Source organism: Lysobacter sp. (assembly GCA_013141175.1).
GTDB lineage: Bacteria > Pseudomonadota > Gammaproteobacteria > Xanthomonadales > Xanthomonadaceae > Lysobacter_I.
Genome location: JABFRN010000001.1, coordinates 1,805,216 through 1,818,715 on the forward strand (window position 1 = coordinate 1,805,216; position 13,500 = coordinate 1,818,715).

The 13,500-nt window shown below is 64.8% G+C and carries 10 protein-coding genes; 5 read left to right on the top strand and 5 right to left on the bottom strand.

Features of this window, described 5'->3' with window-relative positions:
* Window positions 1–20 precede the first annotated feature (20 nt).
* The gene (gene fabG, locus HOP03_08140) at window positions 21–755 is read left to right on the top strand and encodes a 3-oxoacyl-ACP reductase FabG (protein NOT88138.1); all 735 of its coding nucleotides are present in this window, start codon (window positions 21–23) and stop codon (window positions 753–755) included.
* Between the two features lie 185 nt (window positions 756–940).
* Window positions 941–1,537, top strand: a complete 597-nt coding sequence (locus HOP03_08145; GenBank protein ID NOT88139.1) for a hypothetical protein — start codon at window positions 941–943, stop codon at window positions 1,535–1,537.
* A 71-nt stretch (window positions 1,538–1,608) separates the two neighbouring features.
* Here the strand turns inward: HOP03_08145 and HOP03_08150 are convergent, their stop codons facing one another.
* From HOP03_08150 to HOP03_08165, 4 genes are read right to left on the bottom strand one after another with little or no spacing between them, the layout of a single operon-like run.
* Window positions 1,609–3,300, bottom strand: a complete 1,692-nt coding sequence (locus tag HOP03_08150) for an NAD(P)-binding protein (protein ID NOT88140.1) — start codon at window positions 3,298–3,300, stop codon at window positions 1,609–1,611.
* Window positions 3,301–3,305: 5 nt separating this feature from the next.
* The gene (locus tag HOP03_08155; protein NOT88141.1) at window positions 3,306–4,115 is read right to left on the bottom strand and encodes a glycosyltransferase family 2 protein; all 810 of its coding nucleotides are present in this window, start codon (window positions 4,113–4,115) and stop codon (window positions 3,306–3,308) included.
* 7 nt (window positions 4,116–4,122) lie between these two features.
* A complete protein-coding gene (locus HOP03_08160) occupies window positions 4,123–4,914 on the bottom strand; it encodes a hypothetical protein (GenBank protein NOT88142.1) in 792 nt (263 codons plus the stop codon).
* A complete protein-coding gene (locus HOP03_08165; protein ID NOT88143.1) occupies window positions 4,901–6,118 on the bottom strand; it encodes a beta-ketoacyl-[acyl-carrier-protein] synthase family protein in 1,218 nt (405 codons plus the stop codon). Before HOP03_08165 ends, HOP03_08160 begins: the two co-directional genes overlap by 14 nt.
* Before the next feature lie 258 nt (window positions 6,119–6,376).
* Between HOP03_08165 and HOP03_08170 the strand changes: the two genes are divergently transcribed.
* The 3 genes from HOP03_08170 to HOP03_08180 all read left to right on the top strand — a co-directional run bounded on the left by HOP03_08170 (window position 6,377) and on the right by HOP03_08180 (window position 10,192).
* A complete protein-coding gene (locus tag HOP03_08170) occupies window positions 6,377–7,801 on the top strand; it encodes a S8 family serine peptidase (GenBank protein ID NOT88144.1) in 1,425 nt (474 codons plus the stop codon).
* Window positions 7,802–7,822: 21 nt separating this feature from the next.
* Entirely contained in the window at window positions 7,823–8,884 is a 1,062-nt protein-coding gene (locus HOP03_08175; GenBank protein ID NOT88145.1) for a DUF1176 domain-containing protein, read from the top strand.
* A gap of 273 nt (window positions 8,885–9,157) precedes the next feature.
* A complete protein-coding gene (locus HOP03_08180; GenBank protein NOT88146.1) occupies window positions 9,158–10,192 on the top strand; it encodes an adenosine deaminase in 1,035 nt (344 codons plus the stop codon).
* A gap of 580 nt (window positions 10,193–10,772) precedes the next feature.
* Here the strand turns inward: HOP03_08180 and HOP03_08185 are convergent.
* A complete protein-coding gene (locus tag HOP03_08185) occupies window positions 10,773–13,331 on the bottom strand; it encodes a hypothetical protein (protein NOT88147.1) in 2,559 nt (852 codons plus the stop codon).
* Window positions 13,332–13,500 lie beyond the last annotated feature (169 nt).

The following is a 13,500-nucleotide window of genomic DNA, read 5'->3' on the forward strand; positions in this document are numbered from 1 at the left end:
GAAGAAGAGGAGAGTAACGAATGTCGAACACACCACCGCGTCGGGCACTCGTCACCGGCGGCAGCGGCGATCTCGGCGGCGCGATCTGCCGGCGGCTCGCGGCCGACGGCGCGCACGTCATCGTGCATGCGAACGGCAATCCCGCGCGCGCCGAAGCGGTGCGTGACGTCATCCTCGCGAGCGGCGGTTCCGCGCAGGCGGTGGTGTTCGATGTCGCCGACGGCGACGCCACGCGCGCGGCGCTGAACGCGCTGCTCGAAGCCGGTCCGATCCAGATCGTGGTCAACAACGCCGGCATCCACGACGACGCGCCGATGGCGGGCATGCGCGAAGAGCAGTGGAAGCGCGTGATCGACGTGTCGCTGCACGGCTTCTTCCATGTCACCCAGCCGCTGCTGCTGCCGATGGCGCGCATGCGCTGGGGCCGCATCGTCAGCATCTCGTCGGTGGCCGGCGTGCTCGGCAATCGCGGCCAGACCAATTACGCGGCAGCGAAAGCCGCGCTGCACGGGGCGACCAAATCGCTGGCCCGCGAAATGGCCAGTCGCGGCATCACCGCGAATGTGGTGGCGCCCGGCGTGATCGCCGGCGAGATGGCGCAACACGCGTTTCCGCCCGAACAGATCAAGCAGATGGTGCCCGCCGGCCGCGCCGGCACGCCGGAGGAAATCGCCGCGCTCGTGGGATTCCTGTGCGGCGGCGATGCCGGCTACATCAACGGCCAGGTGATCGGGATCGATGGTGGGATGAGCTGAGGCGCGGTGCGCTGGATCCAGTGCGGTGAAATCCCCGGGCTGGCCGAACCGGGCGACTCGAATCCAGACTGCTCGAATCCAGACGACTCGAATCCAGACGGCACGAAATTCAACGGTTCAAGACATAAACAACGATGTTTCCATTCCGGCCGCGCATGCGGTCGCCACTCAAGAGGTGAAAAGCAATGCGCATTCAAACAGTGTTCGCCGCCGTCCTTCTGCTGGTCGCGGTACCGTTCGTCGATGCCGCGGAATTCAAGAAACCCGCAGAAGACGCGAAGAACCCCGCGCCGACCGTCGCACTGGACACCTATCAGCGCTTCGAGATGGCGCCGGTCGCGATGGATGCGCCGTATGCCGGCCAGAAAGGCAACGAAGTCGCGCGCGAATACCTGCAGGGCAATCTCGATGAACGCGTCGGTGCCGTGCTCAAGGCATGGAACGACAAACCGGCAGGCGATACGCCACGGACGTTGAAGATCGAACCGAAGATGACGCATGTCCGCTTCATTTCCGGCGGCAAGCGTTTCTTCGCGGGCGGCTTCGCCGGAAAGTCATGGGTCTATGTCACCACGAAACTGACCGATACCCAGACCGGCGCCGTCGTGGGCGAGCCCGGCTTCTATCAGCAGGCCAACGCGATCGGCGCCGCCTGGACCTTCGGCACCACCGACAAGACCATGCTGATCCGCATTTCCAGCATGCTCCGTGCGTATCTGCAAGAGAACTACGACAAGACGGTCGAAGTTCCGGTGATGGTCGCGCCTGAAGTCGAAGACTGACATCGTTTCCGCAGGCAGTCGCCACGAGGGCCGCAGACGCGGCCCTCGTCGTGTTCGTCGTCGAGACCGCGTTACGCCGCAGTGGCGTACCAGTTCGACGCCAGCAACGGCTCGACCGTGACGCCTTGCATCAGAGCGGCCATGCCGCAGTCGTCGATATCGGGATGCGATGCGCGCGCGCGCATCCATATCTCGGATGCCAGCCATTCCATGCGAGAAACGTTGTCGCGGATCCGCTGCTCGAAGGCGGCATTGTCGAGCGCATCGTGCAGTGCGCGGTTCATCTCGTGGAACCAGTCGATGCTGAACTGGTCGAGCAGGCGTCCGTCGAGGGTCGCGGGATCCGGCGGATCCGCGGCGCGGTTGCGCTCGCCCCAGGTCCGCAGCAGCGACTGCATCGCCAGGTTCAGATCGCGCCCGCGCTCGAACTCCGGACGCAGCCGTCCAAGCAGCGCGATCTCGGTCAGCTTGTCGCCGCAGAACAGCGGCGCCAGCAGCGACCAGTAGTAGGTGTAGTCCCAGATCACCTTCACCGGCATCACCTGCGCGTCGCCGAACAGCGGGTACTGGCCGCGATACAGCGTCATCGTGTTCTCGAAAAACCCGAAGTGCAGCTGCTGGTAGATGTCGACGTACGCGCCGAAGGACCTGCCGCCGCGGTCCTTGTCGATCAGATCGCAGATCAGGGTGTTGGAGATGGCGATGAAATCGCTGCCCGGCGAATAGAACGGGTCGGGAAACAGGCCGGCCTCACCGGTCAGCGCCCAGCGATCGTTGCTGAACAGCTGTTTGCAGCCGTGCGAGAAATGGCGCAGGAACAGGAAATCCTGCAGCCGATGCTCCGGCGCGTCGAGCGCTTCGGCGATCCTCGGCTGGTGCTCGCGCAGCCAGGCCATGGCTTTTTCGTGGGTGTTCATCGTCTCCAGCGGATGCATCGCCGCGTCGCAGACGATGCCCAGCGAGTGCGCGCCGGACGACAGCGGAATCAGCCAGAACCAGTAACCGGGGCCGCACATGTGGTTGGTCGAGCGCCAGCGGTCCGGTGGCGTGCAGCGCGCCAGCCAGTCGGCATCGTCCGACCACAGTTTCGGATCGACGATGCCGTCGACGCGCCACCACACCGCATTGGCATCGTGGATTTCCGGCGCGGCCAGGTCGAATTTGCGTTTGAGCAGGCCGGCGCGACCGCTGGCATCGACGACCCAGCGCGCCGCTGCGGTGCGGGTGTCGCCATCGCGCTCGAAGGTGATCGCATGCGGCTCGCCGCTGTCGCTCATGGCCAGACCGCGCACGGCCGTGCCGTCGTGGAAGCGCACGCCGAGCCGTTGCGCCTCCTCGCCGAGGAAATTCTCGAAACGGCCGCGATCGATCTGCCAAGAGGGCGTCGGCAGGAGCCGGCTGACCCCGAGTTCGGTGCAGCGGTCGATGTCGCGACGTCCTTCGCTGAAGAAGAAGCGGAAACCGAATTTGCGGATGTGTTCCTTGTCGAGGTGTTCGCGCAGGCCGAGCACGTTGGCGAAGTAGTGCGCGCCGATCTCGACCGTGGATTCGCCGACCTTGAACGCCGCTTCCGGCACCGGATGCGCGCGGCGTTCGAGCACGACGACGTCGATGTCCGGATCGCGACGCTTGAGCTGGATCGCGAGCGTGAGTCCGGCCAGACCGCCGCCGAGGACGACAACATCGTGGATAACGGCACCGTGGATAACGACATCGTGCGTGACGACATCGGGCGAGGCGTTCGCGCTGCGGCTGGAAGGCATGTCGGTCACTCGCGGTGGGCGGTGGTGAATTCGCCGCTGGGGTCGTCGATCATCGGCGGATTGGCGCGCGCGCGCCGGTATTCGCGGATCACGTGGCCATGGCGCCAGACCTGCGCCACGACATGCGACGTGATCGCGTACAGGTCGCGGAACAGGCGGAAATGACTCTTGCGGAAGGCCTGCGGTGCGTCCGCAGTCTGGTAACGGGTTTCGATCGGAACGCCGACCACGCGCGCGCCTGCGCGGCGTGCGGCCGAGATCAGCAGTTGCGCTTCGAAGACGAAACCTTCGCCGGGAACATCGTGCAGGGTGAAGACGGATGCCGGATACAGGCGCTGGCCGCTCTGCGTGTCGCGGACCCGGAAGCCGCAGCCCCAGGCGATGCCCCAGTCGCCGAAATCGTTGCCGATCCGGCGGTACAGCGGCTGCGAAGCGCGCTTGCGCAGGCGCGCGCCGATGATCACGCAGCCGGGATGACGGTTGGCGGCGGCGATCAGTCGCGGGATGTCGCTGGCCGCATGCTGGCCATCGCCGTCGATGGTGGTGACCGCGGCCATTCCCAGCCGTTCCGCTTCGCGGAAGCCGTCGCGCAGGCTCGCGCCCTTGCCCATGCGTTGCGGGTGGCGCAGCAGGGTGATCGGCAGGTCGGCGATCTTCGCGGCGGTGTCGTCGTCGGAGCCATCGTCGATCACGATCACGCGGTCGCATTCGCCCAGCGCGCCCTCCACCACTTCGCGGATGCGCAGCGCTTCGTTGAGCGCGGGAATCACCACCGCCACATTGGTTCGATCGAAGACGACAGTCTTGTCCAGCATCGCGGCCTCATCCATAAGCGATCTCCACCGACATCACGCGCCCGGGGCCGGCATGCAGCGTCGCCTGTGCGGTGCCTGCGGCCAGCGCATCGAACAGCGGCAGCATCGGCGCCATCGGATTGGTGCCGGCATGGCGGCCGAGCGTGCCCGGCGTATCGGCCTCGCCATCGCCCAGTCGCACCGAGATGCACGGGCCGTTGCCGCTGCGCGACAACAGCAGCGCGCCGCCGAGCAGTCCGCTGCAGTCGTGCACCGATCGCAGCGGGCCGGTCGCACCGGTGTCGTAACCGACCAGCAGCACCGCTTCGGCGCCGGCCTCGAGTTGCATCAGCGCTTCGAGCAGGCCTTCGGCGAAACTGGCGTCGTAGGCGCTGATCGCGGTCGCGGCCTGCATGCAGTGCGCGCCGATCGTCCAGTAGCCGGCGGCGGCGTTGTGCACCGAGTTGTGGAACCTGGTCGGCGAGATCGCGGAGGGATCGCTGGCGAGCATGGCGCACATGTAATCGGTGATCGACAGATCGCCGTGGGTCGAGGTGAACACCGACGGCAGCGTCGCCGGGTCGCGACCTGCGTCCGTGCATGCGGCCAGCGCAACGTCGAGCGCGACCGCCACCGATTCCGGCGCGCGTCGGCGTTCGTTCGGCGGCAGCAGCTGCGGCGCGGGTTTGGTGGCGACGCCTTCGGGCATCGTACCGGTAGCGACGAAATCGCGCGCGTGCTGCCACGACGGCAGGCCGTTGTTCCAGTAGCCGACGCTTTCGATGGTGGCGGTGAGCGGGTTCACGTCAGCGCTCTCCATGCGATCCGTGCCCGAACACCAGCGACGCATTGTTGCCGCCGAAGCCGAAGGAATTGTTCATCGCGTAGCGGATGTCGCGTTCGACGTCGTCGAAGCGGATCTGCGGACCGCAGGCGGGATCGCGCTGCGGTTCGCCGGCGTGGAGCATGCCGGGCAGCAGCCCGCTTTCCAATGCGATCAGCGCGAACACCGATTCGACGATGCCGGCCGCGCCGAGCGTGTGCCCGACCCAGCCTTTGGTGGAACTGGCATGCAGCGCGTCGCCGAACAGGCTGCGCACCGCGAGCGCTTCGGCGCTGTCGTTCGCGGGCGTGGCGGTGCCGTGCAGATTCAGATAACCGACATCGTCGGCCAGGATGCCCGCGCGCGCGATCGCATCGACCATCGCCAGCCGTGCGCCGAGGCCTTCCGGATGCGGCGACGACATGTGGTGCGCATCGCTGCTTTCGCCGTAACCGCACAGTCGCGGCGCAGGGTCGTGCGCATCGTCGATGCGTTCGAGCAGCGCATAGCCGCCGGCTTCGCCCAGCGACAGACCGTCGCGACGCGCATCGAACGGCAGACAGGGATGCCTGGACACCAGTCCAAGCGCGTTGAAACCGAACAGCACGCTGCCGCAGAGCGTATCGACGCCGCCGACCAGCGCGGCGTCGACCACGCCGGCATGGATCAGCCGCGCCGCCTGCGCGAAGACTTTCGCGCTCGACGAGCATGCCGTGGCCACGGTCACACACGGTCCACGCAGCCCGGTCGCGCGCTGCAGGAAATGACCCAGCGAATGCGGCGTATGCAGCAGCGGTTCGCGCAGATCGATCGGAAAGGCGTCGCCATCGAGACGCGTATAGGCTTCCTCGCTGGCGCCGATGCTCGACGTCGATGTGCCGATGACGATCGCGACGCGTTCGGCGCCGTGGCGCGTGCGCAACGCGGCGATGCCGTCGAGGATGCCGTCCTGCCGCAATGCCAGCCAGGCGAGGCGATGGTTGCGGCAGTCGAAGGGTGCAAGCTCCGACGGCAGGACCACGTCTTCCACGCCATCGACGCGACCGATCCAGGTGTCGAGCCGCGCGTCGGCGCTGGCGCCATCGCCGAAATCGTTGCGGCGCAGGCCGCTGCGCCGCGCATGCAGCGCTTCGGCCTGGGCCTCGCGGCCGTGGCCCAGCGCAGTGGTGGCGGTGTAGGCGCGGATCGCGACCGGCGGCATCCGGGGCGGCATGGTTCGAGCCGGCGTCGTTGGAGAAGGAGATATCGTTGCGGAGGACACCGCGTCGCTCGGAATCGGAACAGCCCCGGATTATAGCGATCCACCCGTAATCCCGGCGCCGGGCCGTTCAGGCAACAGCATCCCCGATGGTCCGGGCGTGCGGAATCCACCTCCGCAGCCCCCCGGCGCGGTCGACGTCAGGGGCGATCCGGTTCCCGGCATTAGAATGCAGGCTCCGCCGATCACCGGATCTCCGCCATGAAGACGCCTGCGGTATTCATTCTGCTTGGCATCGTCCTTCCAGCGGCCATGTCGCCCGCGCACGCGCAGCGCGTCTCCGTCGCCGCGCAGCAACAGGCACAGCGCGATGGCGAGGTCCGCGCGTTCGTGATGCTGCGCGACCAGACCGTGGGCACACGACCCGGGGCGAACGGGGCGGCGATGAAGCGCGAGTCCATGCCGAAGCTGCATCCACGGGTGCGCGGCGATGTCGACGCGGTGCTTTCCACCTTGCCCCTGCGCGCGCGTGGCCGCGTCGTGCGTCGTTTCGAGCGCGTGCCGGCGTTCGTGCTGCAGGCGGACGCGGCGACGCTGGCGGCCTTGAACCGCAACCCGCGCGTGCTGCGGGTCGATCTGGATGTCGGCGGTTCCGGCCATGCGGTCGTGCCGGACGAATCGTCGGTGTTGAATCAGGTGCACCAGCTCGCGGCGCTCGGTGTCGGCGGCGCGGGGATGAAGGTCGGCATCGTCGATACCGGCATCGATACCGACCACATCGATCTGCGCGCGCGGATCGTCGGCCAGCAGTGCTTCTGCACCGTCGGCGCAGGCTGTTGTCCGGACGGCGGCAGCAGCCAGTCCGGCGCAGGCGCCGCAGAGGACGACCAGGGCCACGGGACCAATGTGGCCGGCATCATCGGCGGCGACGGCACGGTCGCGCCGCGCGGCGCATTGCCCATGGCGAGTCTGGTCGCGGTGAAAGTGATCGACCGCAACAACCGCTTCAATTCGACATCGGATGTGGTCGCTGCACTGGATTGGTTGGCCACGCAGCATCCGGACATCGACGCGGTCAATCTCAGCCTGGGCACGGATACGCTGTTCGCAGGCGACTGCGACAACAGCGCCGCATGGACCCAGGCGCTTGCGGTCGCGGTGGCGAATCTCAACGCCCTCGGCGCGGTGGTCACGGCGTCGTCGGGCAACCAGGGCAATCCCACCGGCATGAGCGCACCGGCCTGCATCCGCAACGTGGTGTCGAACGCGGCCACGTGGGATTTTTCCGGCGGCGCGACCACCTTCCTCGGCTGCACCGAAAGCGCCACCGCGCCCCGGCAACCCACATGCTTCTCGAACCGCAGCATCACCACCGACTTGTACGCCGCTGGCGCCTTCGTGCGTGCGCCCGGCTTCAATGGCGGCACCTCGAATTTCGGCGGCACATCGCAGGGAGCGCCGATGGTCGCGGCCTGCGCCGCTGCCTTGAAACAGGCCGCACCCGCCAGCACGGTCACGCAGCGGATGACCGCGATGACGCTCTCGCCCACGCATATCCAGGACACCGCGACCGGGCGCAGCTATCCGTTCCTGGATTGTCGCGATGCCATGAAGCTGCTCAATCCCGCGATGTTCGAGCCGATACCGGCCAGCGGTGCACGGCCCCGGATCCGTCCACGCACTTGATACGACATGGAACCATCACGCATGCACCACATTCCATACGGCACACGCTTCGTCCCCGCGCTGTTGCTCGCATTGATCGCGTCGGCAACATTTCCGGCGCAGGCCGTACAGAATTCATTCGATCACGAAGACTGGCAACTGGTCTGCGACAACACCCGCACCTGTCGTGTCGCCGGCTATCAGAGCGACGAAGCCGAGATGCCGGTGAGCGTGCTGTTCACGCGCAACGCCGGTGCGGGAACGGCGGTCGCGGGCCGCGTGGCGCTGGGCGATGGCTGGGAGGACAGCGTGCTCGACGCATTGCCGGCGCAGTTCCGCGTCGCGCTGTGGATCGACGGCAAACATCATGGCGAACGCACGGTGGCCAAGGACGCGCTGGAAGCCGACCTCACCGCCGCCCAGACCGCAGCCCTGTTGAAAGCATTGGCGCGCGACACGCGCATCGAATTCCGCGCGGGCAAGATCGTGTGGGTGCTCTCCGATCGCGGCGCCGCCGCCGTGCTGCTGAAGATGGATGACTTCCAGGGCCGCATCGGCACCGTCGGCGCCGCGCTTCGCAAAGGCAAACAGAACGAAGCGAAGGTCCTGCCGCCGCTGCCCGCGCCGGTCGTCAAGGCCGCTGCGCTGGTGCCCGCCAGACCCGCCGATGCGCGATTCATCGCGGACCACGGCGACGCCGTGCGCAAGGCGCTGCGCAGCGCCACCGATGAGGACGCATGCGAGGACTTGCACAAGACCGGCGACGAAGAACAGTCGCTGGATGTCGTCCGCTTGACCAAGACGAAACTGCTGGTCTCCACCCGCTGCTGGCTGGCCGCCTACAACGCCGGCAGCGGTTACTGGATCGTCAACGACACCCCGCCGTATCGCCCCGAACTCGTCACCAGCGACGCCAGCGACTTCGACGACGGCACCCTGATCTCCACCCAGAAAGCGCGCGGCCTCGGCGACTGCTGGGGCAGCGATCAATGGACCTGGAACGGCACCGGCTTCGAGCAGACCGCCTCGTCCTCCACCGGCCTGTGCAAAGGCTTCGCAGGCGGCGCGTGGGAATTGCCTACGCTGGTCACCGAGATCCGGTGATCGGTTCGTCACGAAGTTTGTAGGGTGGGCTTTATGCCCACCATCGCGACAAACTCGTTGTCGAAGACAATAATCGAAGCAGGCAACTGCGTAGGGCGCATAAGCCGAAGGCGTCATCCGCCATGATCGTTTCAATGGCCGACTGCCTCAAAGAAGGTGCATGACGCTTCGCTTATGCATCCTACTCGCTGGAATGGATTCGAATTCCAAACGCCCGCTAGGCGTCCGCCCCCGCTTCGGGCAGACTCCCGACACCAGAAAAAGGAACGCCGTATGGCCGTGTCTACCCAGAAACTCCCCGATTTCCTGCGTGGCCTGCCGAAGGCGGAGTTGCATATCCATATCGAGGGTTCGCTGGAGCCGGAGCTGATCTTCGCCATGGCCGAACGCAACAACGTCGCCCTGGCCTATCCGGATGTCGCGTCGCTGCGTGCGGCGTATGCGTTCACCGATCTGCAGAGCTTTCTCGATATCTATTACGCCGGCGCCAGTGTGCTGCTGACCGAGGCGGATTTCTTCGACATGGCCTGGGCCTATTTCCTGCGCGCGAAGGCGGACAACATCCTGCATACCGAGCTGTTCTTCGACCCGCAGACGCACACTGCGCGCGGGGTGTCGATGGGCACGGTGATCAACGGGCTGCGCCGGGCCTGCGATCGGGCGCAGTCGGAATTGGGCGTGCGTGCGGAACTGATCCTGTGCTTCCTGCGTCATCTGTCCGAAGACGACGCCCTGGCGACCTTCGAGGAGGCGCGCCCCTACCGGGGCAAGTTCATCGGCGTGGGTCTGGATTCCAGCGAACTGGGTCATCCGCCGGAGAAGTTCGCGCGGGTATTCGCGCAGGCGCGCAAGGATGGCCTGCGGTTGGTCGCGCACGCCGGCGAAGAAGGACCGCCGGCCTACATCTGGGGTGCGCTGGACGTGTTGAAGGCCGAGCGCATCGATCACGGGGTGCAGGCCTTGAAGGATCCCGCGCTGGTCAAGCGGCTGGCCGAACAGCGCGTGCCGCTGACGGTCTGTCCTTTCTCCAACATCAAGCTGTGCGTGTTCAAGACGCTGGCTGAGCATAATTTGCGGCAGTTGCTCGATGCAGGGCTGATGGCGACGGTGAATTCGGACGATCCGGCCTATTTCGGCGGCTACTTGAACCAGAACTTCGTCGACACGTTCGACGCGTTGGGGCTCGATGCCGGCCACGCGGTGACGCTGGCGCGCAACAGCTTCATCGCAAGTTTCGCCAGCGCGGCGCAGAAGCGTGACGATCTGGATCGACTCGACGCCTATCTCGATCACGCCGGCGTGCGTTGATCCGATGGGCAAGCGGACCCCATGCGTGACCGACATCACCGCGAAACAGGATCAAGCCGTTGAGTAGGGCGGGCTCAAGCCCGCCATTCGGGAATCATCCGGTAGGGTGGAGTAAGCGCAGCGCAACTCCACCATCGCATCGACGCAATTCAACACGTTTTCCAAGCATGCGGATGACCGGTTCGATCAAGCGTTCGTCATGTCTCTGACGTCGCAATGGTGGAGTTGCGCTGCGCTTACTCCACCCTACTCGCTACGAAATTCCGTTCGGTTTTAATGTCGACCCACCGAATTCTAGATAGGGTGCCGCCTCGGCGCACCGCTGACGCACGACACGGCGCGGTTGAACGTCCATCGGCGCGATGATCGGCATGACGCATATGCATCGGAGTCGCGACTTTCGTAGATCCGTAGGACGGGTCTTGACCCGCCAATTGGCTAACAATCGCTTCGCATGCAGCAACATCGCAGAGTTCGTCCGTCTTGCGGATAAGAAGCGGCCGATTCATTTCAATAGGCGGGTCAAGACCCGCCCTACGAGAGATTTCAATGCGCCTTACGGATTGACACCGTTATCCGATCAGGATTTCGGACGCATCTCCTCCCACAGCCGATCCAGTAATCCCTCGTATTCCGAATCCTGCGGTTCAACCCGATGCGTCCGGGCATCGCCGCGTTGCCCATCCAGCGAAGTCACTTGTCCCAGGCGCAGGCATTCGCGGGTGTGGATTTCTGCCTCATCGACAACCCCGGACAGGAAGAGTGCATAGCCGAGATTGCCGAGGACCATAGCCGAATCGTCCTTTGAGCACTGTTGCTGCGCACGCTCCAGATCATTGATGGCTGAGGTAAGCAGATTGTGGCGCTCTGTTTCAGTCTGCCAATGTCGCTTGGCCTGCAACAGGTAATGGAAAGCACGGCCATTGAGTGCGCCGGCGACCTGTTCGCGCAAAGCTGGGCTCGCATCCCCGCCGTAGCTACGGTCGATCTCGTCATAGACCGCAATCGCATCCTCACTGCGATCACACTGCCCCAGCGTGACGCCTTTGTTAACGAGCGCATTGGCGACCTGTTCACGCAAGGCCGGACTCGCATCCGCGCCGTAGCGACGATCAATCTCGTCATAGACTGCAAGCGCCTCCTCATTGCGATGATGCTGTCCCAGTGTGCCGCCTTTGTTGACGAGCGCCTTGGCGACCTGTTCGCGCAAGGCCGGACTCGCATCCGCGCCATAGCGACGGTCGATCTCGTCATAGACCGCAATGGCGTCCTCACTGCGGTCTCGCTGTCCCAGCGTGATGCCTTTGTTGAACAGCGCCTGGGCGACCTGTCCGCGCATGGTTGGACTCGCATCCGCGCCGTAGCGACGGTCGATCTCGTCATAGACCGCAATGGCATCCTCACTGCGATCACGCTGTCCCAGCGTGACGCCTCTATTGACGAGCGCCTTGGCGACCTGTTCGCGCAAGGCCGGGCTCGCATCCGCGCCATAGCGACGGTCGATCTCGTCATAGACTGCAAGCTCCTCCTGATTGCGATCATGCTGTCCCAGCGTGGCGCCTTTGTTGACGAGCGCCTTGGCAACCCGTTCGCGCAAGGCCGGGCCAGCATCCGCGCCATAGCGACGATCGACCTCATCATAGACTGCAAGCGCCTCCTCATTGCGATCATGCTGTCCCAGCGTGACGCCTTTGTTGAACAGCGCTTGGGCGACCTGTCCGCGCATGGCTGGACTCACATCCGCGCCGTAGCGACGGTCGATCTCGTCATAGACCGCAATGGCATCCTCACTGCGATCACGCTGTCCCAGCGTGACGCCTCTATTGACGAGCGCCTTGGCGACCTGTCCGCGCAAGGCCGAGCTCGCATCCGCGCCGTAGCGACGATCGATCTCGTCATAGACCGCAATGGCGTCCTCACTGCGATCACGCTGTACTAGCGTGATGCCTTTGTTGAAGAGTGCATTGGCGACCTGTTCGCGCAAGGCCGGACTCGCATCCGCGCCGTAGCGACGGTCAATCTCGTCATAGACTGCAAGCTCCTCCTCACTGCGATCACGCTGTCCCAGCGTGACGCCTTTGTTGACGAGCGCCTTGGCGACTCGTTCGCGCAAAGCCGGGATCGCATCCGCGCCGTAGCGACGGTCAATCTCGTCATAGACCGCAATAGCGTCCTCACTGCGATCAAGTTCACCGAGTGCAGCAGCGCGGGCATAGAGAAACTTGGCGTGGTTCTCTGGGGAGATGCTTTCCGCACGCGCGCTCAGGAGTGCCTTGTCGAAGCTTGACAGCGCCGAATCGAAACGCCCGGCGATGTATTCGTTGAGTCCTCTCGCATAGTGATCATCGGCCGTGAATGCATTCTCGGGCTTAGCTTGCAGCGCAAGGCTGGCCTCTTGAACGGCAGCGATGGCAGACGGATCAACGGGTTGTTGCGCGTTCTGATGCTTGGCCGATACGGCCAATACCTGCTGGGCCGCCTGGTCAATGACCTGCCGGTTTTGCTTGGCGTGATCATCAACCCCTGCGGTTAAACGATCGATTTCGCCATGCGCATCCTCGGCTTTTTGACGGAGGATATCGACCTGTGATTGCAGACTTTTCGCTTGTTCACGGAGCACGTCGATCTGGCCGCGAAGGTCAGTCGCATTCTGTTGGAACCAGCGCTCGGAAGCATCCTTCGCTTCAGCCGACGCCCGATTTTTCGCGCTGAAGTAGACGATAAAACCCGCTCCGAACGCGATCAGGGTGATCGCCGTACCGACCCACGCCGTCACGTTCGAGATCGCTGCCATATAGTTGGCCTGTTGACCGGTCCAGATGTCCAGATCGCCAATGCGCTGATCCTGGGCATCCAAACGGTTGTCCGAGACTTCCTTGAGGACGGAGACCTCCTTGTCGAGGGTTTGAACTTGCGCTTGGATTTGTGCGATGCCGTTTTCCTTGTCCAAGGTTTGAACGCGCGCCTGAACTCGCGCGATCTCGTCCTGCTGGGCGGGTGGAGCTGACATGGCCGGCAAGGCAAGCAGCACCAAACACAGGGAGAGACCGATGAGGCGCATGTGCATGTTCATTCCTTCGATGACGGCGCCGGCATAGGCCGTAGCGTTTTCGTTGCAGGAGACCGTAGGCTGGGTCATCGACCCAGCCCCACCGGAAACATCCCGCGAGCTGGGTCGATGACCCAGCCTACAAAAATCAGAGGGCGCTGTCTGCAGGCGAAAAAGCACAAGTGGTGCGCCAAGCCAGCGCCTCATGAACACGATGCTGCTGCATGGTGGGCTTCGCTGCGCTCACCCCCACCCTGCG